This window comes from Clostridium sp. CCUG 7971 (assembly GCF_017590215.1).
In the GTDB taxonomy this organism is placed as follows: domain Bacteria; phylum Bacillota; class Clostridia; order Peptostreptococcales; family Peptostreptococcaceae; genus Faecalimicrobium.
Map to the genome: position 1 here is coordinate 45,232 of NZ_JAFFPK010000024.1, position 25,799 is coordinate 71,030.

Genomic DNA, 25,799 nt, shown 5'->3' on the forward strand with positions numbered 1-25,799 from the left:
ATTATATTAAAAATGGAATTATTATACGTATTTAGAGAAAACTAATAATGACTAGTTAAAAATAAAATTGAAAACAAAGATATATTTAAATTTGAAATATGATAATAGTTTATATAAATTAAATAATTATAAAGGAGAAGTATTTATATGGAAAATAGTAAGCTAAGGATAATTCCTCTAGGAGGTCTTGGAGAAATAGGGAAAAATATTACGGGTATAGAATATGATAATGAAATTATAGTAATTGATTGTGGAATATCATTTCCAGATGAAGATATGTATGGAGTAGATTTAGTAATACCTGATGTAAAATATTTATTAGATAAAAAAGATAAAATAAAAGGATTGTTTTTAACACATGGACATGAAGATCATATAGGTGCAATTCCATATATTTTAAAGCAAATAAATATGCCTGTATATGGAACTAAACTTACATTAGGTCTAGTAGAAAATAAATTAAAAGAACATAATATGCTAGAGATATGTGATTTAAAATCTGTAAAATCAGGAGAAAAAATTAAATTAGAAAACTTAAAAATTGAATTTATAAAAGTAACTCATAGTATTGCAGATGCATGTGCCTTAGCTATACATACTCCAATAGGCGTTATATTACATACAGGAGATTTTAAGATAGATTATACACCAATAGATGGAAGAGTTACTGATTTAAGTAGAATGGCTACTTTAGGTAAAAAAGGAGTATTATTGTTAATGGCAGATAGTACTAATGTTGAAAGAAAAGGTCATTCGCTATCAGAAAAAACTATAGGTGAAGCTTTGACTAGATTATTCTCAAATGCAAAAGGTAGAGTTATAGTCGCTACTTTTGCATCAAATATTCATAGAATGCAACAAATTGCAAATGCTTCAGTTACACATAATAGAAAAGTAGCTTTTAGTGGAAGAAGTATGGAAAATATATCTCAAGTTGCTATAGATTTAGGATATCTTCATATACCACCAGAAAATATAATAGATATAGATGATATTAATAATTATCCACATGAGAATATAACTATAATAACAACGGGGAGTCAAGGAGAGCCTATGGCTGGACTTTCTAGAATAGCATATGGGTCTCATAGAAAAATATTAATAGAAAAAGATGATTTATTTATTATATCAGCATCTCCCATACCTGGAAATGACAAATTAGTATCTAGAGTTATAAATCAATTATTTAGAAAAGGTGTAGAGGTGATCTATGAAGATTTAGAAGAAATACATGTATCAGGACATGCTTATCAAGAAGAGTTAAAATTAATTCATACACTAGTTAAACCAAAATACTTTATGCCCGTTCATGGAGAATATAGACATTTAAAACACCATAGTGATTTAGCTATAAAGCTAGGAATGAAGCCATCGAATGTATTTACATTAGAAACAGGTCAAGTACTTGAAATTTCAAAAGAAGGTGCAAATAAAGCTAAAAAAGTTCATACAGGTGTAGTATTTGTAGATGGTCTTGGAGTTGGAGATGTAGGAAATATTGTATTAAGAGATAGAAGAGATTTAGCAAGAGATGGTATGGTTACTATTGTTGTAGCTATAAATAGACAAGATTATAGTATAGTTTCTGGTCCAGATATAATAACTAGAGGTTTTATATATGCAAGAGAATCAGAAGATTTAATAAATAAAATAAAAGAAGTGGCTAAAAATGAAATAGAGGAATGTTTAGAAAAACAAATTTTAGAGTGGCAAGTACTAAAAGTTCATGTAAGAAAATCAGTAGAACATCTTCTATATGATAAAACAAAAAGAAGACCAAGTGTGTTTACTATAATAATGGAAGTATAAATAAAAAATATTACAACAATAATAAGGTTATAGTTATAAATTAGAAGAACAATTATAAATGAATGAGTATGAATTATATATAATAATGTAAATATGAAAAGTTGAAGTCAAATAATACAAAATAACAATATATTTTTTTAAAATAGTTTACAGATTTAGACGCATTTAACCTTGATAATTGAGAGCAGCTTGGTATTTTAAATTCATACGTTACTTTAAGATGATTATTTTATTTTTCATCAAAATCTCTAAGGTTATCACATTCTGAAAGTTTTAAATTTTATGCATCGTAATAATTAGATTACTTTAACATTAAAAACTAATGTGTGATTTTTTATGAACATAAATTAATACAATTCAAATCATAGAGTAGAATTTATATAATTTTAAGGTAGATTTATGACAGTTGGGTCTATAAAATAATCAGTTGGGCCAAACGTATTGGTGAAAAAAATAAAGTATGTTATATTTTAGGGGGTATGAATATTTAAAGGTGAAATAAAAAATTGTAAAACTAAATGGATTAGTATATGTAAATTGAAAGGGGTGAGTATATCAATTTAATAAATTTAAATTGATATGACAATATGGTTTTTAGCAGTTTAGTATTTTTATTCTTGTTTTTACCGATAGTTTTTATATTTTATTATTTAGTTAATGATAGACTTAAAAACTTCGTGTTATTACTTGCAAGTCTGTTTTTTTATGCTTGGGGAGAACCAACGTATATATTCTTAATGCTTGGATCTATAGGGGTCAATTATATATTTGGGCTTAAAGTATCTTCAAGTGATAAGAAAAAAAATAAATTATGGTTAACACTATCTATAATTTTTAATATTTCAATATTAGTTATATTTAAATATAGTAACTTTTTTGTAGATAATTTGAACACTTTACTTAATGTTAAGATAAGTATTCCGGTTATAAATCTACCTTTAGGTATATCTTTTTTCACCTTCCAGATTATAAGCTATATAATTGATGTGTACAGAAAAGATGGAAAAGTTCAAAGAAATATATTTGACTTAGCACTATATATAAGTTTATTTCCTCAACTTGTAGCGGGGCCTATTGTTAGGTATCAAACAGTAGCTGATCAAATAAGCAGTAGAAAGCACTCTATAAATAAATTTGCATCTGGCGTTGACAGATTCATAATAGGGCTTGGTAAAAAAGTTATATTCTCAAATCAATTAGGTCTAATATCTGATGGAATCTTTGCAGTACAGTCATCGAATTTATCTACACTTGAAGCTTGGTTAGGGATAATATGTTACACACTTCAAATATATTTTGATTTTAGCGGGTATAGTGATATGGCAATAGGTTTAGGCAAAATGTTTGGATTTGAGTTTCTTGAAAACTTTAATTATCCATATATATCGCAATCTGTATCTGAATTTTGGAGAAGATGGCATATATCCTTAGGTAGTTGGTTTAGAGATTATGTATATATTCCTTTGGGTGGAAATAGAGTTTGTCCAATTAAGCAATATAGAAATCTATTTATAGTATGGTCTTTAACCGGAATATGGCATGGAGCTAATTGGACATTTATGGCATGGGGACTATATTATGGAGTATTAATTGGTATAGAAAAAGCTTTTTTAGATAAGTTACTAAAAAAGCTACCACAGGTATTCAGACATATATACTTATTACTAATAGTAATGATTGGATGGGTATTTTTTAGAGCAGAAAATATGGTACAAGCATCTGAATTTATACAAATTTTATTTGGAATTGGTTCAAATCCAGTATATAATAATTCATTTGTTCGTTATATAAGTGATTCTGGATATATTGTATTTTTAAGTATAATATTTGCAACACCTGTTATACCTAAACTGAAATCGATATTGAGATCAAAAAATAAAAAACTAGTGGGAAGTAATCTTATATATGGACTTTACTCAACTTGTTTAATGTCATTAATGTTTGTGGTAGTTGTAATATTGATAAATTCTACATATAATCCATTTTTATATTTCAGATTCTAGGGGAGGGCGTTAAATTGAATAATAAAAAAGCAAAATGGATAGCACTTCCTTTTATAACTATAATAATGGGAACTTTCTTTATCTCTGTAATAATTAAAGATAAAGAATATAGTGCATCTGAAAATAGAACATTGGCTCAAATGCCAACTTTAAAAGATGTTAAATCAGGAGAATATACAGGTAAATTTGAAAACTATTTTTCTGATCAATTTCCATTTAGAGAAGAGTTATCAGAATTATACTCTAAGGCAGAAATACTTCTTGGTAAAGATAAAGTTAAAAATTATTACTTACTAGATGATAACTGGATAATGCCAACACCATCAAAAAAAATGTCTGAAAAAGAATTGAAAGATGCTGCAAATGAAATAAATGAATTATCTAAGATAGCAGTAAATTCAAATAAAAAAGTTTATTATGTTTCTATACCACACAAAGAAAGTATGTTAACACATTTATATCCTAAGTATACTGATGGACTAGAAAATGCTATTGATAATAAAAATAATTTTAAACGTTATTTAGATTTAGAAAATATAAATTGTATAGATGTAGATGAGCATTTCTTAAAAGAGTTTAATGAGTCTCAACGAGAAAATTTATATTTTAAAACAGATCATCATTGGAATGGAATAGGAGCTTACGAAGGTTTTAAATCTATCATTGAAGATATGAATATAGTAAATAATATTTCTTGGGATAACTATACTCAGACTATGTTTGATAAAGGATATTTTCTAGGAAGTTATAATAAAAATTTAAATAATTTAGTAAAAGAAGATGAAACTATTCCATACGTTCATCTAAAAAATAGACCTAATTATGAATATTATAAATTTGATGGAAAAACAGAAACTAAATGCAAGGAAGAAGATGTTATAGGTACTCGTAGAAATGAAGAAGAAATTTTATACGGTGGTACATATATGTTTGGTAATGCTTGTTCTATCTTAAAAATTAGAAATGAAGATGCTTTATCTGATAAAAAATTACTTATCATAAGAGATTCATATCAAGCTCCTACATCATGGTTATTTGCTGATATATTTTCAGAAGTACAACTAGTAGATCCTCGATATATTGAAAGTATTGATTTATCTATTGATAATATTATAAGAAATAGTGATGCGGATATGGTTATGTTTATGTATAATACAACGGACTTTAAAACAATGATAGATGTAATCAAAGAACAAAGAGAGAATATTTAATATTCTCTCTTTTTTTATATATCTAATAAAAATCTATACATTTTTTCTGATATCCGTTCATATCCAACCTCATTTGGATGAAGCCCATCTCTTGTAAATGTATTCATATTTTCTTTTGTTATACCACCTTCAGAATATAAATCTAAGACAGGAAGTGAATACATCTCGCCTAATGTTTTTATAACAGATACATAATCTATCAGTTTACTTCCGGCTTCATTGGTAAAGCTAATATCATATCCATCATGAATTCTTTGAGGCGGAGTAATCAAAACTAAATCTATATAAGGATTTGATGATAAAATAGTCTCTATTAATAGTTGATATGCACCTGTAAATGTAGTTTTATCAAACCCACTACTTCCGCTTTCTTTGATTTTTCCTAGTTTTTTATTATATCTAAAGTCATTAGTTCCAATAAAAATTGTAGCCAAATCATATTCTTTATAATTAACTAATTTTCCAACTGTATATGTTGACTTATTTTTAGGTTGGTATGCCATTGTGTGTCCATTTTCACCAATATTATCAATTTTTGAAAATCCTAAGATATCCTTAAGTTTATGCTGATATCCATTAGCCTTTGTTATACTATCACCTAAAGTTATCCATGACTTACCTTTCCACTTATTGAAATATACCTCATTTAAAGGTAATTTATTTTGAGTGTCACTAAATGCAGATGATATGTTATTTGAGCTAAATAAATTATATATTCCAATACATATTATTAACGCTGGTAATATTAAATAGATAAATTTCCTTTTCATACGATAATCCTCCTATATGCTTTATTATATAGAAGTATAGATAAATTATTCATATAAAAGGATATGATATTTAATAGCAAAGGTTGATTTTAAAAAGTATCAATAGATGGCTATTTTTAACGGTTTAGTCATGAGTCTATTTTTTATTTATGTATAATAGCTTTGGGTTTTAAGGTATGATTAAAGAAATGATTGATAAAGGTATAAATAAAATAATATCTAATAATTTAATGATGTTCTATGTATATTTCTATAGTGTTTTCCGATACGTTTAAATAATGATAGTAGACTATTTAATATATGTATATACTATGAACTATAAAAATATTCAAATTGTCAAAATGTAAATAGTATATGCTAATATATAGACCTATGTGAAGTTTTAATTATCTCCTTTAATGTTTTTCTAATAAAATAATTAGAAAAGAAATAGAATGATTTAGTTATGATATAATATACTAAATTAAATTTAAATAAGAATAGAGGGGAACAAGTGAGCAAATTTATCGAATTTAAAAATGTTAAGAAGATATATAAAATGGGAGAGATTGAAATAAGTGCATTAAGTGGAGTAGACTTTTCTATAGATAAAGGTGAGTTTGTAGTAGTTGCAGGTGCTAGTGGTGCTGGTAAAAGTACAATCTTAAATATTTTAGGTGGAATGGATAGTTCTAGTAGTGGAGAAGTAATAGTAGATAATAAAAAAATAAATAATTTTTCAAATAAAGATTTAATAACATATAGAAGATTTGATATAGGATTTGTTTTTCAATTTTATAATTTAGTTCAAAATTTAACTGCACGTGAAAATGTTGAACTAGCAACACAGATTTGCAAAGATCCACTTGATATAGATAAAATCATGAAAGCTGTTGGGCTAGAAAATAGAAAAGGAAATTTCCCAGCTCAATTGTCTGGAGGAGAGCAGCAAAGAGTAGCAATAGCAAGAGCTCTTGCTAAAAATCCCAAATTATTATTATGTGATGAACCAACAGGAGCATTAGACTATAATACAGGAAAATCAATTCTTAAATTGCTACAAGATACTTGCAGAAAAATGGGTATGACAGTTATAATAATCACTCATAACTTAGCTTTAACTCCTATGGGTGATAAAGTAATAAAAGTTAAAAATGGTAAGATAGAAAATGTTACTATTAATGAAAATCCGGTTGAAGTAGAAAGGATTGAGTGGTAGTAATGAAAAGTATTTTAAATAAAGATATTATAATGGACATAAGAAAATCTAAAGGTAGATTTTTATCCATATTATTTATAGTAGCCTTGGGTGTCGCGTTTTTTTCAGGAATAAAAGTTTCACCAATAGTTATGAAAAATACATCGGATAAATACTATGATGATTATAATCTTATGGATATAAAACTTATATCTACATTAGGGCTTACTGATGATGATATATCTGAAATAAAAAAGATTAAAGGGGTTAAAGGTATTTTTCCGACATACTCTATGGATGTTTTAACGGAGTATAAATCTAATCAACAAGTTTTAAAAGTGCACTCATTAGAATTGAATAATATGGAAAATAATAATGATGATTACATAAATAGAGTAAAACTTGTAGAAGGAAGATTGCCACAAAAATCTGGAGAATGTGTAATAGAAAGAAATAAAATAGAGAAATTAAAAATACCTTTAGGTACTAAAATAAAATTAAAATCAGGAACTGATAAAAACATTAGTGATAGCTTAAAAAATACAGAATATACAGTAGTTGGATATATTGAAACTCCTTACTATCTTTCTTATGAAAAAGGAAGTAGTAGTATAGGAAGTGGAGCAATAAATAAAATAGTAATGATTCCACAAGAAGACTTTAAAATAGAAGCATATACGGAGGCGTTTTTAACTGTAGATGGAGCTAAAGGCGAAGATTCTTACAGTGATAAGTATTTTGATAAGGTAAATGAAGTTACTGATAAATTAGATAACATATCAAAATCTAGAATAGATAAAAGATACAATGAAGTAATTGATGCAGCTAATGAAGAACTTCAAAAAGGTAAAAAAGAATTTGAAGATAAACAAAATGAAGTAAATAATGAATTAAAAAAAGCTGAAAGTGATATAAATACATATAGTAAACAAATAGAAAGTGGAGAAAATCGGTTAAAAAATAAAAAGAATGAAGTATCTCTGAAAATATCAAATGGAAAGAATCAAATAAGTTTAGGAGAAAGAGAGCTTAAAAATGGATACAAACAGTATGAAAATCACTTAAACGAATTTAATGAAAATAAAAATTTAGCTCAGCAAGGTTTTATAGATGCACAAAATAAGTTAGAAGAATTAAATAAACAAATACATTACTTAAATAATTTAAATTCATCACTAGAAGAAAAACTAAATCAAGAAAATTTAAGTGAAGAAGAAAAAAATAAATTAACTCAGGAATTAAGTAAAAATAATTTAGTATTACAGACATTAAACAGCTCATATAAAAATGGAAAAAATGAATTAGAAAATAAAAAACAACAGTTTAAAGATATAGAAAATAAGCTTTCAAGTACTAAGGCTACATTAGATAGTAATAAAGAAAAATTATCTAAAGAAAAAGAAAATATTATTAATATGGAAGCTAAATCAAAATTAGAATTTGATAAAGCTGAAAATGAGTTAAAAAAACAAAAACAAAAAATAGAAAAATCAAAAGAAAAATTAAACGAATCTAAAATAAAAGCAAATGATGAATTAATAAAAGCTGAAAATAAGATAAAAGATTCAGAAGATGATATAAAGAAAATAGAAAAGCCACAGTGGTATATTCTGGATAGAAATAGTCATTATTCTTATGCAGAATATGCAGGATGTGCAAATAGTATAGACGCTCTAGCAAAGATATTTCCAGTATTTTTCTTTTCAGTTGCAGCATTAGTATGCTTAACTACTATGACTAGAATGGTAGATGAACAAAGAATAAATATAGGTACATTAAAGGGGCTTGGGTATACAACAGGTCAAATAGCTAAAAAATATATACTTTATGCATTGAGTGCAAGTCTTTTAGGGAGTATTTTAGGATTAATGATAGGATATACAGTATTTCCTATAATAGTATTCAATTCTTATGGAATAATGTATACATTACCACCTGTAGATTTAGTATTTGACGTAAGATTAGCAGTAGGTGTTACTTTAACAGCGATACTTATAACTACTATAGCAGCATACTCAGCATGTTTTAAAGAACTTAGGGAGACTCCATCGGTTTTAATGAGACCAAGAGCACCTAAAAATGGAAAGAGAATAATGTTAGAAAGAATTCCATTTATATGGAATAAAATAGGTTTTATAGGTAAGGTGACTATAAGAAATATATTTAGATATAAAAAGCGATTTTTAATGACGGTACTTGGCATTTCAGGGTGTAGTGCTTTAATATTATCGGGACTTGGGATACAAGACTCTATACAAATGATAGTAGATGGTCAGTATGGAAGTATATTTAAATATGATATGAGTGTTAATTTGGATAATAATATAAAAAATAGTGAATTGATAAATGTAGAAAAATATATCAAAGAAGAAAATGATATATCAAACTATCAATTTATAAACAATCAAAATGGTAAAATATCTGTAGGCAAAAGTGAGAAATCTATAAATATAGTTATACCTAAAAATAGTAATGAATTTAAAAATTTTGTAAGGCTTAAAGATAGAAAATCACAAAAGAAAATAGAGTTAAATAATAAAGGGATAGTACTAAGTGAGAAAGCGGCTAGAGATTTAAATATAAAAGTAGGAGATAGTATAGATATTGTAAACAATAAAGATAAGAAGGCTAGAGTTAAAGTACTAGGTATAGCTGAAAATTATATATCACATTATGCTTATATTTCAAAAGAATATTATAAAGAAGTATTTAAAAGAGATGTAGATTATAATAGAGTAATTGGTATTTTAAATAATGAATCAAAATCAGCTGAAGATAATATTTCTAAAAAACTTATAAGCCAATCTGGAGTAAATGGAATAAGCTTTAACACAGGTCTTAAGGAAAATTTTGAAACTACAATAGAAAATTTAAACTATGTAGTTTTAATAATGACTATATCAGCAGGAGCGTTAGCATTTGTTGTGTTATACAATCTTACAAATGTAAATATTTCAGAGAGAATAAGAGAAATAGCAACTATAAAAGTTCTAGGATTTTATGATAATGAAGTTTCAGCATATATTTATAGAGAAAATATAATACTTACTGTAATAGGTACTATAACAGGATTAGGTATAGGAAAATTACTACACCAATTTATAATGGTAACTGTAGAAATAGAAAGTATGATGTTTGGTAGAATTATAGAAAGTAGTAGTTATTTAATTGCAGCGGTTCTTACAATCACATTAGGTTTAATAGTTAACCTAGCTATGTACTATAAACTAAAGAATGTAGAAATGGTAGAGTCCTTAAAATCTGTAGATTAAGACTATAAATCTTTTATATTCTAAAAAAGTAATGTCAAAAATCAAAAAACTCTCATAGTATAAATTAGGAGTAAAACTCCAAAGAATTAAATACAACAGGGGGTAGCAAAATGTTAGACAGATTATTTGGCGGATGTGATTGTGCAGGAGGAATTTGGATAATAGTACTATTCTTCTTATTCTTAGTATTCCAAGATACATGGGCAGAATTTGATATATGTGATTGGATACCATTCTTAATATTATTATTAATAGTTTGTGGAATGGGTGGTATATTTGACGACGGTTGTGGTTGTTAATAATTAAAAAAGTAGACTGTCATTAGACAGTCTACTTTTTTACATATAAAGAAATTATATTTATGTATGATTCATAAATAAAAATTATGATTGATAAACTTTAGCAATAGACTTGGATTATAGGCATCTGCATATATGAATATAGCTAATTTTTACTTAAAATCGTCTTGAAATATAGCTAGCTTAACTGTATAATATAGTCTTAAAGTGAAAAATAATTGAAAAAAATACCGCTAGAGTATTAAGTAAATTATAGGGATTTTTACTTTAAACCAATAAAATAAATATAAATATACGGCTAACAAAACAAAATAATTTAGTGAGGTGGAAATATGAAAATAGGATTTGATCACAAAAAGTATTTAGAGGAACAATCTAAGTACATATTAGAAAGAGTTAATAACTTTGATAAGTTATATCTAGAATTCGGTGGAAAACTAATAGGTGATTTACATGCTAAAAGAATTTTACCAGGATTTGATGAGAATGCAAAAATAAAAGTACTACAACATATGAAAGAAAAAGTTGAAGTTGTTATATGTGTTTATGCAGGAGATATAGAAAGAAATAAAATAAGAGGCGATTACGGAATAACTTATGATATGGAAGTTCTAAGATTAATAGATGACTTAAGAACTTATGAACTAGACGTAAATAGTGTAGTAATTACTAGATTTGAAGGACAACCTGCTACAACAGTATTTATAAATAAATTAGAGAGAAGGGGTATAAAAGTTTATAAACATGCTCCAACTAAAGGATACCCAAGTGATGTTGATACAATAGTAAGTGATGAAGGATATGGAGCTAATCCATATATAGAAACTACTAAGCCAATAGTTGTAGTAACAGCTCCAGGACCAAATAGTGGAAAGCTTGGAACTTGTTTAAGTCAGTTATATCATGAAAATAAAAGAGGAAATAGTGTTGGATACTCAAAGTTTGAAACTTTCCCAGTATGGAATTTACCGCTTAAACATCCAGTAAATATAGCCTATGAAGCAGCAACTGTTGATTTAAAAGATGTTAACATGATAGACTCATTCCATTTAGAAAAATATGGTGAAATGTCAGTAAACTATAACAGAGATTTAGAATTATTCCCCGTTCTTAAAAAAATAATAGAAAAAATAACAGGAAAAGAATCTATATTCCAATCACCAACAGATATGGGTGTTAATAGGGTAGGATTTGGTATAGTAGATGATGAAGTAGTTAAAGAAGCTTCTAGACAAGAAATAATAAGAAGATACTTTAAAACTGCTTGTGAATATAAAAAAGGTCAATTTGATAAAGGTGCTTTTGATACTATTCAATTAATAATGAGTGAAGTAGGATTAAAGCCAGAAGATAGAAGTGTAGTTAAGCCTGCTAGAGAATACAGTGCTAAATTAAAAGAAACTGCTAGCAAAGATAATGCTTGTCCAGTAGTAGCGTTAGAATTAAATGATGGCACAATACTTACAGGTAAAGGCTCAAACTTAATGAATGCAAGTGCAGCAGTTATATTAAATGCTATAAAGCACTTAGCGAATATATCTGATGATATACATTTATTATCACCAGCTATTGTTGAACCAATTGTAAATTTAAAAACTAAAACATTAGCAAGTAGAACACCAGAGTTAAGTTGTGAAGAGGTTTTAACTACATTAAGTATATGTGCAGTTACAAATCCAACAGCTCATGCAGTTCTTGAAACATTACCTATGTTAAAAGGAGCACAAGCTCATTCAACAACTATATTAAGTAAGAATGATGAACAAACATTTAGAGAACTTGGAATAGATGTTACAAGTGATCCAGAATATCCATCAAGAAACCTTTATTACGCTAACTAATAAAAAATAGAAAATATAAGACCATATTACAACGGATGTAGTATGGTCTTTCTTATATAAAATTATATAATCTTAAAAATAAATATAAATATACGGTTAACAAGTACATAAGATAACTTAGTTCCTTGGAATACCTATTTTAAAGGTTTTTTGAAAATTTTGCAAGTTATTTTTTAAAACTAATAAAAAATTCGATTATGTCGTTTAAGTGGTTCATCCACATGTGGCTTAAACGGTCTATAAACCAGGTATGCTGCTTAAAATATATAATAAGGTGATAATTATGGATGAAAATAGAAAGATAATACATATAGATATGGATGCATTTTATGCATCTGTTGAACAAAGAGATAATAAAGAGCTAAGAGGTAAGCCTGTAATAGTTGGAGGTAATCCTCAGAGTAGAGGTGTAGTTGCAACATGTTCATATGAGGCGAGAAGTTATGGAATTCATTCAGCTATGCCAGCTAAAATAGCATACAAAAGATGTCCTTATGCTTATTTTGTAAGACCAAGATTTCATGTATATAAGCAAGTATCAGCTCAAATACGAGAAATATTTTATAGATATACAGATTTAGTAGAGCCACTTTCATTGGATGAAGCTTATTTAGATGTTACAAACAATAAGAAAAATATAAAATATGCAACAGAGGTTGCAAAGAGAATAAAAGAAGATATTTTAAAAGAAGTTGGATTAACATCTTCAGCAGGGGTTTCCTATAATAAATTTTTAGCTAAGTTAGCGTCTGACTATAAAAAACCAAATGGATTAACAGTAATAACACATGAAAATAAACAAGAATTCCTTGATAATCTGCCTATAAATAAATTTTTTGGAGTAGGGAAAGTAACAGAAAAGACACTTAAACATTTAGGTATAAATACTGGATATGATTTAAGGAAACTAGATTTGAATCAATTAGAAAATATATTTAAAAATAGAGGTTATATATTTTATCAGTTTGCAAGAGGAATTGATAATAGGCCAGTAGAGCCTCATAGAGAAAGAAAATCAGTAGGAGCAGAAACTACACTAGGAAGTAATCTAAGTATTGACGAAGAAGAAGTTGTAGATATATTAAGTGAAATATGTGAAGAAGTTTCACATAGACTAGACTATTGTGATAAGCTTGGAAAAACCATAACCATAAAGATAAAGTATAGTGATTTTACTCAGATAACAAGAAGTTTAAGTTTAGGACACCCCATATCCAATCATGAAGATATTAGAACAAATGTATATAATTTGTTCAATAATGTAGAAGTTAATGATAAGCAAATAAGGCTTCTAGGAGTAACTGTTTCAAATTTAATTGATAAAAAAGATGAATGCACAAATATAACAATATTTGAATATATAGATAGTATAAAAAATTAATGTAAAAAATATAGTCACTTTTACTAAACAGGCAGTATTTATTATTTAGCCGGGCCTTTATGGCAGTGGAATTAAGTCCATGGGATAGTTTTAATTAAAAACTCTTCCATGGATTTTTTAGATAATATGCAAATGAAATCTATTATTATAGGAAAGTGGATATTATTTTTAGGAGGGAAACTTATGGTAATTAATAATTATAAAAAAGTAAAGCAAGTTCTATGGGTTATTTTATTTGCTAACTTTGCAGTATCTTTATTAAAAATTATTATAGGACTATCTATTAAAAGTACGAGTATGACAGCTGATGGTTTTCACTCATTCTCAGATGGTGCATCTAATATAGTTGGAATAATAGGAATAAGCATCGCATCAAAGCCAAATGATAAACAACATCCATACGGACATAAAAAATTTGAAGTGATGGCAAGTTTGTTTATAGGTGCTATGCTTGTTACAATGGCAGGTAAAATTATTTTTGATGCAATTTCAAGATTTCAAAATGTAGCAAAACCATCTATAACAACAGAAAGTTTGCTAGTGTTAATTTTAACACTTTTAATAAATATATTTGTATGTACCTATGAAAATAGGATAGGTAAAAAACTAAATAGCTATATATTAATATCTGATTCATTGCATACAAGAAGTGATATATTAGTATCTGTGGGGGTCTTATTAACTTTGATAGGAGTTAAGCTAGGGTTACCAGCATGGATTGATCCATTGGCATCTTTAATAGTTTCAGGATTTATAATTTGCTCAGCATACGAAATATTTAAATCTTCAACAGGAGTGCTAGTGGACCAAGCGATAATAGAGGAAGAAGATATAAGAAATGTTGTAGAGGAATTTAATGAAGTGAAAGAAGTTCATAACATAAGAAGTAGAGGAAGCGAAAATGACATTCATATAGATATGCACGTAATGATAGAACCGGGTATAAGCGTAGAGAAATCTCATATACTATCTCACGAAATAGAAGGTAAAATACAGGACAGAATAAATGAAAGTGCTCAAGTAATACTTCATATAGAACCTTTTTATAAAAAAAATAAAAATTAAACTATTTAGTATATAGATAATGGTAAAATACTTATAAATTAAATATAGTTTAGAAATGTACAAAAGAAAAAGTATTAGGAGGATGTATGCTAGAGATAATAGGGATGACAGTAGAAGATGCTAAAATAATAGAATATTGTGGGGCAGATAGAATTGAACTTGTAAGTGCATTAACAGAAGGTGGAGTAACACCTAGTTTTGGACTTATAGAAGCGGTTGTAAATAGCGTAGATATACCTGTAAATGTTATGATAAGGCATCATGCAAATAGCTTTGTTTATAGTAATGAAGATATAAGTATAATGCTAAAGGATATTGAAATAGTTAAAAATATTGGTGCAAATGGAATTGTACTAGGTTTATTAGATAATTACAATAATATAGATGAAGCTAATCTAAAATTTTTATTAAAAGAATGTGGTAATTTAGATGTAACTTTTCATAAGGCAATAGATGAAACTAATTGTATAAAAGGTATAGATATATTAAATAATTATAGTCAAATAACAAATATATTAACATCTGGAGGAAAAGGAAACATACTTGATAATATAGACATAATAAAAAAAATGATGTATAAATCAAATAATATAAATATACTTTTAGGTGGAGGATTAAACTTTAGCAATATTAATGAAATTAAAGAAAAAACTAGTGCTAAAGATTACCACTTTGGTACAGCTATAAGAGTTGATAAAAATCCATTTGGAAAAATTGATGAAGTTAAGCTAAAAGAATTAGTAAAAATAATAAAAAATTAATATAGTATCTAAATAAGAGGCATGTTTATGCCTCTTATTCCATTAATATCTCTTCTAGTGCATCTTTATCTAATATTTTAATAAAATCCTTAGAATAGTCGATAAGACCTAAATTTTTCATATTTATAAGTTCTCTAGACAACGATGGTCTAGGAACTCCTAATATTTCAGATAGTTTTTGTTTTGTCATGTTTAGCTCAATAAATAAACTATTTTGAATATTATATTCAGTAAGCAAAAAGTTAGTTAATTTTTGGCGAATACTACTAAAAGATAAACCTGCTATTGATTTGTTAAGAGTAATTATTTTATTAGTTAGTTCATTTAAGAACATACTTAAAAAGTCAGGATGGTGAGTACAAAACTTTATAAAATCATTTTTACCAATAAACATGATCTCACTATTAGTAGCAGATATAACTGTAGCAGGATAACGATTTGTATCTGAAAAAGCAATTACTTCTCCAAATAAGCGCCCGGGTCCAAATGAAGATAAATGAATTACAGTATTACTTGTTAAAATTCTTTTAATATCAACATTTCCTGTTAAAACTAATCCAACTTTTTCACATGGAGAACTTTCTAAAGCAATTATATCATTTTTAGAAAACTTAACTATTTTACAATTATAATCTTTAAAAAAATCCATTATCTCATTTCTGGTTTTATTTTTAAACATAAAATCACCTATTAAAAAAATTTATTATATTTTGATATTGTAACATAGGTTACGGAAAATATATAGTCTTTCAAACTATAATAAGTATATAAAATACACATTAAAAAATGGAGGATAAAAATATGGAAAATAAAATGTTTTGTTTTCAGTGTCAAGAAACAGCAGGTTGCACAGGATGTACTAAATTTGGGGTATGTGGAAAATCACCAGATTTAGCTAGAATGCAAGACCTATTAATATATACAACAAAAGGATTATCAGAGGTTACAACAAGACTTAGAGGAGAAGGGAAATTAATTGATCATGAAGTAAACCATTTAATAACAATAAACTTATTTACAACTATAACAAATGCAAACTTCGATGATGCGATATTCTATGATAGAGTTAAGATGACATTATCTACTAAAGAAGAATTATTATCTAAATTAGATAACAAAGAAAATCTATCAGAAGCTGCTTTATGGAATGCATCTTCAAATGCTGAGATGGATGTTAAAGTAGGAGTTTTAGCTAAATTAAAGAATGCGGTATTAGGAAGTGGTGAATCAGTTTCAATAGACTCAATATTAGATGAAAAATCAACAAAAGTAGGAGTTTTAGCTACTAAAGATGAAGATGTAAGAAGTTTAAGAGAACTTATAATATACGGATTAAAAGGTATGTCAGCTTATATGAAACATGCAAATGCTTTAGGATATGATGATGAAGCAGTAAATGCATTTATGCAAAGTGCTTTAGCTAAAACATTAGATGATAGATTAAGTGTAGATGAATTAATAGCTTTAACTTTAGAAACAGGTAAAGTTGGAGTTGATGGTATGGCTTTACTTGATTCAGCTAATACAGGAACTTATGGAAATCCAGAAATAACTAAGGTTAACATAGGTGTTAGAAATAACCCAGGTATATTAGTATCAGGACATGACTTAAAAGATTTAGAATTATTATTAAAACAAACTGAGGGAACTGGAGTAGACGTATATACTCACTCTGAAATGTTACCAGCACATTACTATCCAGCATTTAAGAAATACACTCACTTTGCAGGAAACTACGGAAATGCATGGTGGAAGCAAAAAGAAGAGTTTGAAAGCTTTAATGGTCCAATATTAATGACTACAAACTGTATAGTTCCTCCAAAGGATAGCTATAAAGATAGATTATACACTACTGGAGCTGCTGGATTTGTAGGATGTACTCATATAAAAGGTGAAAGTGAAGACAATAAAGATTTCTCTGTTATAATAGATCATGCTAAAAAATGTCAAGCACCTACAGAAATAGAAACAGGAGAAATAATAGGTGGATTTGCGCATAACCAAGTATTTGCATTAGCAGACCAAGTTGTAGAAGCAGTTAAAACTGGTGCTATAAAGAAATTCTTTGTTATGGCAGGTTGTGATGGAAGAGCTAAATCAAGAAATTACTACACTGATTTTGCAAAAGCATTACCAAAAGATACAGTAATACTTACTGCAGGATGTGCTAAATACAAATATAATAAATTACCTTTAGGTGATATAAATGGTATACCTAGAGTATTAGATGCAGGACAATGTAATGACTCTTATTCATTAGCTCTTATAGCATTAAAGCTTAAGGAAGTATTTGAATTACAAGATATAAATGAGCTTCCAATAGCATTTAATATAGCATGGTATGAGCAAAAGGCTGTAATAGTATTATTATCATTACTATACTTAGGAGTTAAAAATATTCATTTAGGGCCAACATTACCAGCATTTTTATCTCCAAATGTAGCTAAGGTATTAGTTGAAAACTTTGGAATAGGTGGAATAAGCACTGTAGAAGATGATATAAAGATGTTCTTAGAATAATATAAAAATAGTAGGATAATATATATTATCCTACTATTTTTATATTTAATTATATAAATAAAAATAAAACAGTTTGTAAATAAATGAATAAAATTATATAGATTTAAATATAATATAGAAACTACTTAATATAAAAAATATTTTAAATTAATGGTTGCCAAATGGTGGTACAAATCATATAATTATAATGTAGTGAACAAGGCGACATAGCCAAGTGGTAAGGCAGTGGACTGCAACTCCTTGATCCCCAGTTCGAATCTGGGTGTCGCCTCCAATTAATTTTGCTGGTGTGGCTCAACGGTAGAGCAGCTGACTTGTAATCAGCAGGTTGTAGGTTCGATTCCTATCACCAGCTCCAATAAAAATAACCTTAATCAATGTTGATTAAGGTTATTTTTATATATAAAAAATAAAAAAGTTATATTAAGTAAATATAATTTTAACTTTAAATACTTATATGTAGAAAAAAAGAGTATATTATAAAAGAAAAGACTTTTTAAATATTAGGAATTTGTAGATTACTTATCATATAAAACAGGTATAAATTTAAAAAAATATATATAAGGATTATATAGTGTATAAAGGTAAATTAAAGGAGTTAAAATGAAATATAACAATATAATAAAAGCAGAATTTATAGAAAGGCCCAATAGATTTATAGCCTATTGTAATATATGCGACAATATAGAAAAGGTACATGTTAAAAATACTGGAAGATGTAGAGAATTACTTACTCCAAATTGTACAGTATACTTAGAGGAAAGTGACAACCCAAATAGAAAAACAAAATACTCATTAATAGCTGTACAAAAAGGTAATAGATTAATAAATATGGACTCTCAAGTACCTAATAAAGTGGTATATGAAGCTTTAGTTAATAAATCAATAATATTACCAAGTTTAAATGAAGATATAAAATTAATAAAGACAGAAAAAACATATGGAAATTCAAGATTTGATATATATCTAGAAACTGAAAGTAAAAAAGTATTTATAGAAATAAAGGGAGCTACTTTAGAGGAAGAAAATATAGTAATGTTTCCAGATGCTAAAACAGAAAGAGGAGTAAAGCATATCAATGAACTTATAAAAGCAAGTGAAGAGGGATATAAATGCTATGTTATATTTGTAGTTCAAATGGAGAATGTACTTTATTTTACACCTAATAAAAAAATGCATCTAGAGTTATCAGAAGCGTTAAATATGGCAAATGCAAAAGGTGTAGACGTACTAGCATACGATTGTATAGTAAATCAAGATTCAATAATTATAAAGGATGATGTAAAGGTTATATTGTAAAGTATAAAGAATCAAAAGTTTGATTCAAGTAATATCAATGATATAAAATATTACAAGAAAAATTTAAGTATTTGAAATATTAATGGTATAATACTTATATGTATAAGAATTATAATGAAAGGATTGAAAATCATGACGAATAACTTATCTATGCAAGAACTATTAGACCAACAAGAACAAGAATTTAGTAATGTTAAGGTTGGACAAACTATAACTGGAAAAATATCTAAAATAACTAATGAAGGTGTTGTTTTAGAATTAAACTATGGATTTGACGGAGTTATATCAACTGAAGAATTAAATCTTTTAAAAGGGCAATATGCTAGTGATGTATATAACGTAGGAGATGAAATAAGCGCTGTAATAAGCAAAGTTTATCATAAAGATGGAGTAATACATTTATCTAAATTACAGTTAGATAGAAGAGCAGATTTAGAATGCTTAGAAAAGGCTTACAAAGAACATAGAATAATAACTGTAAATGTAGAAAAGAACATTGAAAGAGGTGTATTTGCTACATATAATACGCAATCATTATTCATACCAATATCTCAATTAGATACAAAATTTGTTACTGATACATCTAGCTATGTAGGTCTTAATTTAGAAGTTTACATAAAAGAAATGGACACTAAGAAAAATAGATTAGTAGCTTCTCATAGAGAAGTATTACAAGAACGTTTAGATATAGAAAGAGAAGAAAGAAGAGCAAAAGTACAAGCTGAAAGAGAAGAAGCAAAAGCAAAAGCTAAAGCAGATAGAGAAGCTTACAGAGCTAAAGTTAAAGCAGAAAAAGAAGAATTATTTAATTCTTTAGAAGCAGGACAAAAAAGAGAAGGTAAAGTTACAAAGCTAATGCCTTATGGAGCATTTGTCGATATCGGTGGACTTGAAGGTTTAGTTCATTTAAATAACTTATCTTGGACAAGAGTTGAATCTGTAGAGTATATGTTAAGTGAAGGTCAAGAAGTAGAAGTTTATGTATTAGATGTTGATGCTGAAACTAAAAAAATTGCATTAGCTTTAAAAGACATAAATAATGATCCATGGAATTTAATAAAAGAAGAAGTAGAATTAGATGATATAGTTACAGGTACAGTAGTTAGAATAATTGAAAAAGGTGCTTTTGTACAAGTTAGAGAAGGTGTAGAAGCATTTTTACCTATATCTGAGTTAAGTGAAGAAAGAGTAATGAAAGTTACTAATGTTGTTAATGTAGGTGATGAAGTTAACGTTATGGTACTTGACTTTAATCCAAAGAACAGAAGAATGTTAGTATCAATAAAAGAAGCTACAAGAGAGCCAGAAGAAGATATAAGTGAATTCTTAGAAATAGAAGATTCTTTAGGGAGCCTTGGAGAATTATTTAAAGATAAATTCAAAGATTTAAAATTATAATAATAAATAAAAATAAGCCATATTTTAAAAATATGGCTTATTTTTAAAATCATAATTTAGAGGTGATATACATGAAGGCTTTAATTGATTTACATACACATACTATAGTGAGTGGACATGCTTATAGTACAATACAAGAAAATATAGCAGAGGCTAAAAAGGCAGGATTAAAATATTTAGGACTTTCAGAACATGCCCCAACTATGCCGGGGGGACCTCATCCATTTTATTTTCACAATATGCATGTTATACCAAGAGAAGTAGAGGGGGTAAAAATACTTAGAGGTGTAGAGGCAAATATTATCGATTATAATGGAAATACAGATGTAGAGGATGATTTATTAACTCATATAGATTATATGATAGCTAGTTTACATACTCCATGTCTAGTAGCAGGATCGAGAGAAGAAAATACTAATACTATACTAAAAGTAATGGATCAGCCAAAGGTTAAAATAATAGGTCATTTAGATGATAATAGATATAAAGTTGATTATGAGACTATAGTAAAAAAAGCTAAAGAAAAAAATATTTTACTAGAAATTAATAATTCATCATTAAAACCAAATACTTTTAGACAAGGTGCATGGGAAAATGTAACTATTATGCTTGGTCTTTGTAAAAAATATGGTGTAAGAATCGTACTTGGAAGTGATGCTCATATATCTTATGATGTAGGAAAATTCCCTTATTCTCAAAAAATTATAGCTGATTTAGATTTTCCGAATGAATTAGTTATAAACTATAATGATGAAGAAATAATAGAGTTTTTCAAAATCAATTTTTAACTATAAAAAGTGATAAATTTAAATTTATCGCTTTTTATAGTTACTAAATAACTTAAAAGATGTAGGTGGGTGTCAATATTGAAATATAAAGTAGTTAAAAAACAAAATAACAGTAAAAGATGTATCGTATGTGGCTTAGATAACGAACTTGGGCTTAAAGCATCTTTTTATGAATTAGAAAGTAATGAACTAGTAGCAATATGCAATACAAAGGACGGGCATCAAAGTTATCCTGGTAGAGTACATGGAGGTATGTCAGCAGCATTACTTGATGAAACTATAGGAAGAGCAGTAAGTATAAGCGATGACACTATTTGGGGTGTTACTGTATCATTAGAACTTAAATACAAAAAGCCTGTTCCAACAGACTGTGAGATAAAAATAGTTGGTAGAATAACTAAAGAAAATAGAAAATTATTTGAAGGTAGCGGAGAGATAATTCTCCCAAATGGAGAAGTTGCAGTAACTGCTACGGGTAAGTATATGAAAATGCCAATAGATAAAATAGCAGATGATAGTTTTAATGATGATGAATGGTTTGAAGAAAAATCTGACTTAGAATATATAGAAATATAAAAAAGAAGGTTTTATAAAACCTTCTTTTTTATATTAAGCAGCAGCTTGATCTTTTTTAGATTTGTTTAATTTATGCATCTTTATAGAAACTGTAACTAATAAGCTGTAAGCTAACGCTATAGCTCCTAAAATTATAAACCAAGCTACTCTATATCCTAGAGCATCTACAATTACTCCGAAAGCATATGACCCAGCAGCAAATCCAATACCGAATATTAATTGAATCATACCTAATATACCTGCATATTCTTTGTTTCCAAATAGCGACCCAGTAAGTAAAGCAGGACCCATCATATAAGCGAATATTGATAATCCTTTTAGTAAAGCAAATACGTATGCAAGAGGTGTCATTTCAATTGAGAATATTAATGCTAAATCAGATCCAGCAACTATTAATCCAGCTATTATAAGTGTTTTAGTACTACAAATTTTATCAAATAATGTCCCTCCAAGTAAATTACCTGTAAGAGAACATATAGCAAATACAGAACCTACTAAACCAACACTTACATTAGGATTTTGGTGTAAGTATTTAGGGTATTGAACTGATAAAGCAGATACATATATACCTACAAATAAGAATGCAAGTCCAAGTAACTTAAATTCTTTAAGAGCTAAAGCTTCTTTAACAGTATATCCCCAAGAAGAATTATCATTATTATTATTAGTATTTTTTGATTTAGATTTAACTACTTCAGATTCGTCTTTAGGCAATCTTAACATAAATAAAGTTATTGGTATTGCTACTATTAAACCAGTAAGACCAAAAGCTAAATAAGAAGCTTTATATCCGAACGTTTCCAGAACATAAACAACTGTAGCTTGCATGAATATATTACCTATAGATCCCCCAGCCATAGCTATACCTAAAGCTTTACCTCTACCAGCACCATCAAACCAAGCATTGATTAATAAAGGAACTCCTATTGCTGATATTATTGCAGCTCCAAATTGCATTACTATAGAAACTGCATAAAATTGCCATGGAGCGTTACATAAAGAGTATGCAGCAAAACTACCACATCCTAAAAAGGCTCCAGCTATATATAAAGTTTTTAGGTTAAATTTATCAAATAATTTACCTATAAAAGGTGAAGCAAATGCTGATGCAATAGTTCCTATTGTAAATATAAGCGAAAAGCTTGCAGTAGTAAAACCTAAAGTTTTATCAGCCATAACATAGTGCATAAATTGAGGTTGTAAGTTAGCAAGAACACCATAAGGTATAGCTTGGATAAGCATACAAGCGGCTACTATCATCCAGCCAGTAGTAAATTTTTTTGTATTATTATTAATATTAGTCATTAAATTAATTTCTCCTTATATTAAATCTTTTGTAAATAGGCATTAATAAATTAAGAAATATAATTAATATAAAATCATCATAACATAGAAAAAAAATAAAAAATAAGACAAATAACGACAAAAACAGAGTTTGAATTCTTATTAATTCATAATGAATCAAAAAAAATCAAAAAAAATTCATTAGATAGTGTATATAAAAGGCGCATTTGTATAATCATTTTTATGATGATATAATCGTTAATATAAAAAGTTATAGTGACTTAAGGAGGAGTATTAGTTTGAATAACAATACATTTGGGCAATTATTAGATCAATTATTATATATATCTAATCAAAAAAAAGGTACTCTTGCTAAGGAGTTAGGTTATGATACATCTATATAAGTAAATGGATTACTGGAAAAAATCTACCTACACCTAAAAATATAAATAAAGTGTGTAAATCTATATCAAGTTTTATAGTTACATCTCTAGACAGTACTTCACACCAAGATATTATTAATTACTTTGGAATAAACAGTGATGAATGTGATAAAGCATTTTTGATTAAGTATGTATCTAGGGAATTAAAAGAATCTTATTTAAATACACAACATAAAAGCACACAAAAAATACCGAAAGATACTCAGTTAGAAATGAAATACAATGGTTTAGTAACTGTAAATACTAAACTTAGAAAACAATATTTAGAGAATGAGATATATATATACTTAAGTAAGAACAAAGAGATTGATATTATAATAGCAGCTGATTTATTCCAATCTAATTATGAGGAAAGCATATCATTATCTAATATGAAAAAAGGAATATATAGTCTACAAAATAATGAAAATATAAAGATTAGATTTTTGGCTGGATTTACAGGAGAAAGTAACAATATTATAATGGATGCGATAATGATTTTGAATATGGTAGCTACATATCCACAATTAGACTTTGAAATATATAACTGTGCTATTACTAGTGATTCTTATTTTTTTATAATTAAAGATGAGCTGCTTAATACATCTATATTTAATAAAAATGGTGAGTGTATATTTAGTACTATGTCAAAAGAAAAAGAAACTATAGATGAGCTATATTATAGTTTAGAAGGGTTACTAAAAAGACAAGGAAAACCTATTTTCGAAAAAAAAGACGTAATGTCAATTATAAAAAATAATATATATACTCAATATATATTAGGTAATGATTTAAGATGGTTGATAGGGTCAATGAATGAGCTTTTTATGCCGGAGGATTTATTTATTGAAGTAGGAAAAGAAGTATTTGGTGATAATAACGAGATAATGGAAGAACTAAATAAAATTAATATATTTTTAAATAATAAAACTTATAAATCTGATTTAAAAATATTAATTTATGAAAATGAGCTTAGAAGATATATATCTTCAGGGGAACTTAGATTTTTCAATGTTCCTGTAAAGCTAAGTTTTCAACAGCGTGAAAGACATATAGAATATATGAAAAAAATATTAAGAGAAAATAACAATCTAGAAATTAAACTAATTGAAGGAGATTTTGTTGAGGAATTTAAAGACAAGCTAAATCCATCATTATATTTATCAAAAAATATAAAGTTAACAACAATTTGTCCTGATGATTATAAAAATCAATATGCAATTGTATCAGATAACCAGTTTAAAACAATATGTGATGATTTATTTAATTCAATGTGGAATGAGAGACAAGATATAACTTTAGATAATAAAGAACAAATAATAGAGAGCATAAGAGAATTTTTAAGCCATACAAAGATCATAAATGACAATCTTAATTAATTTAAAAAATAAAAAAATTAATGAATAATGTGAATGATTTTAAAATGATTAAAAATTTATATTGACTTCATAAAAAAAATAAATAAACTGAAAATGTAAATAGGCGTTTTTAAATTATATGAAATTACAAAGCAGCAATTATGAATTATTTCTATTACTGTTTTGTGCATAATTATAATTTAAACTAATGTCTATTTTTTTATGGAAAAATATCTGTGTAACTAAAAGTTAAAGAAATATATATAAATATTACTTTAGCTATTTTATTAAATTCATCAAATTAATTCATCAAAGTTAATAAGGCTAAAGAAAAGGAGTCGAAAATGGGGCAAATGTTACATCAATTAGAAGCTATAATAACTAAAATATCGGATATGATATGGCCAGTATTCTTACCATTTATATTAATAACGGGTGCGATAATGTCTATAAGAACGATATTTATGATTCAAAAGAAGGCTACAACGCCTGCTAAGTTACAAATAAAGAATGTTATAGGTCCGGCATCTATATCATTAGGAGCGATGATAGGTACAGGGGCAAT

The 25,799-nt window shown here is 27.2% G+C and carries 20 protein-coding genes and 2 tRNA genes; 19 read left to right on the forward strand and 3 right to left on the reverse strand.

The annotated features are described in order from the left end of the window. The first annotated feature begins 147 nt into the window (after positions 1-147). The 3 genes from JWF52_RS03510 (at position 148) to JWF52_RS03520 (ending at position 5,023) form a co-directional block, all read left to right on the forward strand. Positions 148-1,809, forward strand: coding sequence for a ribonuclease J (locus tag JWF52_RS03510; protein ID WP_208331960.1), 1,662 nt, complete (start codon positions 148-150; stop codon positions 1,807-1,809). Between the two features lie 587 nt (positions 1,810-2,396). Then, complete coding sequence (locus JWF52_RS03515) at positions 2,397-3,812, forward strand: MBOAT family O-acyltransferase (RefSeq protein ID WP_208331961.1); 1,416 nt, start codon at positions 2,397-2,399, stop codon at positions 3,810-3,812. Positions 3,813-3,826: 14 nt separating this feature from the next. Then, a complete protein-coding gene (locus JWF52_RS03520; RefSeq protein ID WP_208331962.1) occupies positions 3,827-5,023 on the forward strand; it encodes a DHHW family protein in 1,197 nt (398 codons plus the stop codon). Positions 5,024-5,037: 14 nt separating this feature from the next. On the opposite strand, the gene JWF52_RS03525 is transcribed toward JWF52_RS03520, so the two are convergent. Then, positions 5,038-5,793 carry an SGNH/GDSL hydrolase family protein gene (locus JWF52_RS03525; protein WP_208331963.1) on the reverse strand — a complete coding sequence of 252 codons (756 nt, stop codon included), beginning with the start codon at positions 5,791-5,793 and terminating at the stop codon, positions 5,038-5,040. 493 nt (positions 5,794-6,286) lie between these two features. On the opposite strand from JWF52_RS03525, the gene JWF52_RS03530 reads away from it, so the two are divergent. The 7 genes from JWF52_RS03530 to JWF52_RS03560 all read left to right on the forward strand — a co-directional run bounded on the left by JWF52_RS03530 (position 6,287) and on the right by JWF52_RS03560 (position 15,589). Continuing rightward, positions 6,287-6,991 (forward strand): ABC transporter ATP-binding protein, encoded by a 705-nt coding sequence (locus JWF52_RS03530; protein WP_353654865.1) that lies wholly within the window; start codon positions 6,287-6,289, stop codon positions 6,989-6,991. 2 nt (positions 6,992-6,993) lie between these two features. Beyond that, entirely contained in the window at positions 6,994-10,242 is a 3,249-nt protein-coding gene (locus JWF52_RS03535; protein WP_208331964.1) for an FtsX-like permease family protein, read from the forward strand. A 110-nt stretch (positions 10,243-10,352) separates the two neighbouring features. Then, positions 10,353-10,541 carry a hypothetical protein gene (locus JWF52_RS03540; RefSeq protein ID WP_208331965.1) on the forward strand — a complete coding sequence of 63 codons (189 nt, stop codon included), beginning with the start codon at positions 10,353-10,355 and terminating at the stop codon, positions 10,539-10,541. Between the two features lie 332 nt (positions 10,542-10,873). Further along, complete coding sequence (locus JWF52_RS03545) at positions 10,874-12,382, forward strand: DUF1846 domain-containing protein (RefSeq protein WP_208331966.1); 1,509 nt, start codon at positions 10,874-10,876, stop codon at positions 12,380-12,382. 283 nt (positions 12,383-12,665) lie between these two features. Continuing rightward, complete coding sequence (gene dinB / locus JWF52_RS03550) at positions 12,666-13,763, forward strand: DNA polymerase IV (protein WP_208331967.1); 1,098 nt, start codon at positions 12,666-12,668, stop codon at positions 13,761-13,763. A gap of 183 nt (positions 13,764-13,946) precedes the next feature. After that, positions 13,947-14,828, forward strand: a complete 882-nt coding sequence (locus JWF52_RS03555; RefSeq protein ID WP_208331968.1) for a cation diffusion facilitator family transporter — start codon at positions 13,947-13,949, stop codon at positions 14,826-14,828. Positions 14,829-14,914: 86 nt separating this feature from the next. After that, positions 14,915-15,589, forward strand: coding sequence for a copper homeostasis protein CutC (locus JWF52_RS03560; protein WP_208331969.1), 675 nt, complete (start codon positions 14,915-14,917; stop codon positions 15,587-15,589). 34 nt (positions 15,590-15,623) lie between these two features. On the opposite strand, the gene JWF52_RS03565 is transcribed toward JWF52_RS03560, so the two are convergent. Further along, positions 15,624-16,268 carry a Crp/Fnr family transcriptional regulator gene (locus JWF52_RS03565; RefSeq protein ID WP_208331970.1) on the reverse strand — a complete coding sequence of 215 codons (645 nt, stop codon included), beginning with the start codon at positions 16,266-16,268 and terminating at the stop codon, positions 15,624-15,626. Positions 16,269-16,390: 122 nt separating this feature from the next. On the opposite strand from JWF52_RS03565, the gene hcp reads away from it, so the two are divergent. From hcp to JWF52_RS03600, 7 genes are all read left to right on the forward strand, one after another. After that, the gene (hcp, locus tag JWF52_RS03570) at positions 16,391-18,109 is read left to right on the forward strand and encodes a hydroxylamine reductase (RefSeq protein ID WP_208331971.1); all 1,719 of its coding nucleotides are present in this window, start codon (positions 16,391-16,393) and stop codon (positions 18,107-18,109) included. Positions 18,110-18,309: 200 nt separating this feature from the next. Next, positions 18,310-18,383 (forward strand) — tRNA-Cys (locus JWF52_RS03575). Between the two features lie 9 nt (positions 18,384-18,392). After that, positions 18,393-18,467 (forward strand) — tRNA-Thr (locus tag JWF52_RS03580). A gap of 245 nt (positions 18,468-18,712) precedes the next feature. Next, positions 18,713-19,408, forward strand: a complete 696-nt coding sequence (gene sfsA, locus JWF52_RS03585; RefSeq protein ID WP_208331972.1) for a DNA/RNA nuclease SfsA — start codon at positions 18,713-18,715, stop codon at positions 19,406-19,408. A 114-nt stretch (positions 19,409-19,522) separates the two neighbouring features. Further along, positions 19,523-20,806: a 30S ribosomal protein S1 gene (locus tag JWF52_RS03590; protein WP_353654866.1), complete on the forward strand. Its 1,284-nt coding sequence runs from the start codon at positions 19,523-19,525 to the stop codon at positions 20,804-20,806. Between the two features lie 71 nt (positions 20,807-20,877). Next, positions 20,878-21,594, forward strand: coding sequence for a phosphatase (locus JWF52_RS03595; RefSeq protein ID WP_208331973.1), 717 nt, complete (start codon positions 20,878-20,880; stop codon positions 21,592-21,594). A 78-nt stretch (positions 21,595-21,672) separates the two neighbouring features. Further along, positions 21,673-22,170, forward strand: coding sequence for a PaaI family thioesterase (locus tag JWF52_RS03600; RefSeq protein WP_286183983.1), 498 nt, complete (start codon positions 21,673-21,675; stop codon positions 22,168-22,170). Between the two features lie 33 nt (positions 22,171-22,203). Here the strand turns inward: JWF52_RS03600 and JWF52_RS03605 are convergent, their stop codons facing one another. Beyond that, positions 22,204-23,475, reverse strand: coding sequence for a conjugated bile salt MFS transporter (locus JWF52_RS03605; RefSeq protein WP_208331974.1), 1,272 nt, complete (start codon positions 23,473-23,475; stop codon positions 22,204-22,206). Between the two features lie 433 nt (positions 23,476-23,908). On the opposite strand from JWF52_RS03605, the gene JWF52_RS03610 reads away from it, so the two are divergent. Then, the gene (locus JWF52_RS03610; RefSeq protein WP_208331975.1) at positions 23,909-25,255 is read left to right on the forward strand and encodes a hypothetical protein; all 1,347 of its coding nucleotides are present in this window, start codon (positions 23,909-23,911) and stop codon (positions 25,253-25,255) included. Between the two features lie 323 nt (positions 25,256-25,578). Further along, on the forward strand, positions 25,579-25,799 hold a 221-nt coding region (locus JWF52_RS03615; RefSeq protein ID WP_208331976.1), incomplete at its 3' end, for a hypothetical protein.

Excerpts from the sequence above, each read along its gene's own strand:
- JWF52_RS03510 (WP_208331960.1), top strand. The coding sequence starts at position 148 with ATGGAAAATAGTAAGCTAAGGATAATTCCTCTAGGAGGTCTTGGAGAA.
- JWF52_RS03515 (WP_208331961.1), top strand. The coding sequence starts at position 2,397 with ATGGTTTTTAGCAGTTTAGTATTTTTATTCTTGTTTTTACCGATAGTT.
- JWF52_RS03525 (WP_208331963.1), bottom strand. The coding sequence starts at position 5,793 with ATGAAAAGGAAATTTATCTATTTAATATTACCAGCGTTAATAATATGT.
- JWF52_RS03535 (WP_208331964.1), top strand. The coding sequence starts at position 6,994 with ATGAAAAGTATTTTAAATAAAGATATTATAATGGACATAAGAAAATCT.
- JWF52_RS03540 (WP_208331965.1), top strand. The coding sequence starts at position 10,353 with ATGTTAGACAGATTATTTGGCGGATGTGATTGTGCAGGAGGAATTTGG.
- JWF52_RS03545 (WP_208331966.1), top strand. The coding sequence starts at position 10,874 with ATGAAAATAGGATTTGATCACAAAAAGTATTTAGAGGAACAATCTAAG.
- dinB (WP_208331967.1), top strand. The coding sequence starts at position 12,666 with ATGGATGAAAATAGAAAGATAATACATATAGATATGGATGCATTTTAT.
- JWF52_RS03555 (WP_208331968.1), top strand. The coding sequence starts at position 13,947 with ATGGTAATTAATAATTATAAAAAAGTAAAGCAAGTTCTATGGGTTATT.
- JWF52_RS03560 (WP_208331969.1), top strand. The coding sequence starts at position 14,915 with ATGCTAGAGATAATAGGGATGACAGTAGAAGATGCTAAAATAATAGAA.
- JWF52_RS03565 (WP_208331970.1), bottom strand. The coding sequence starts at position 16,268 with ATGTTTAAAAATAAAACCAGAAATGAGATAATGGATTTTTTTAAAGAT.
- hcp (WP_208331971.1), top strand. The coding sequence starts at position 16,391 with ATGGAAAATAAAATGTTTTGTTTTCAGTGTCAAGAAACAGCAGGTTGC.
- sfsA (WP_208331972.1), top strand. The coding sequence starts at position 18,713 with ATGAAATATAACAATATAATAAAAGCAGAATTTATAGAAAGGCCCAAT.
- JWF52_RS03590 (WP_353654866.1), top strand. The coding sequence starts at position 19,523 with ATGAAAGGATTGAAAATCATGACGAATAACTTATCTATGCAAGAACTA.
- JWF52_RS03595 (WP_208331973.1), top strand. The coding sequence starts at position 20,878 with ATGAAGGCTTTAATTGATTTACATACACATACTATAGTGAGTGGACAT.
- JWF52_RS03605 (WP_208331974.1), bottom strand. The coding sequence starts at position 23,475 with ATGACTAATATTAATAATAATACAAAAAAATTTACTACTGGCTGGATG.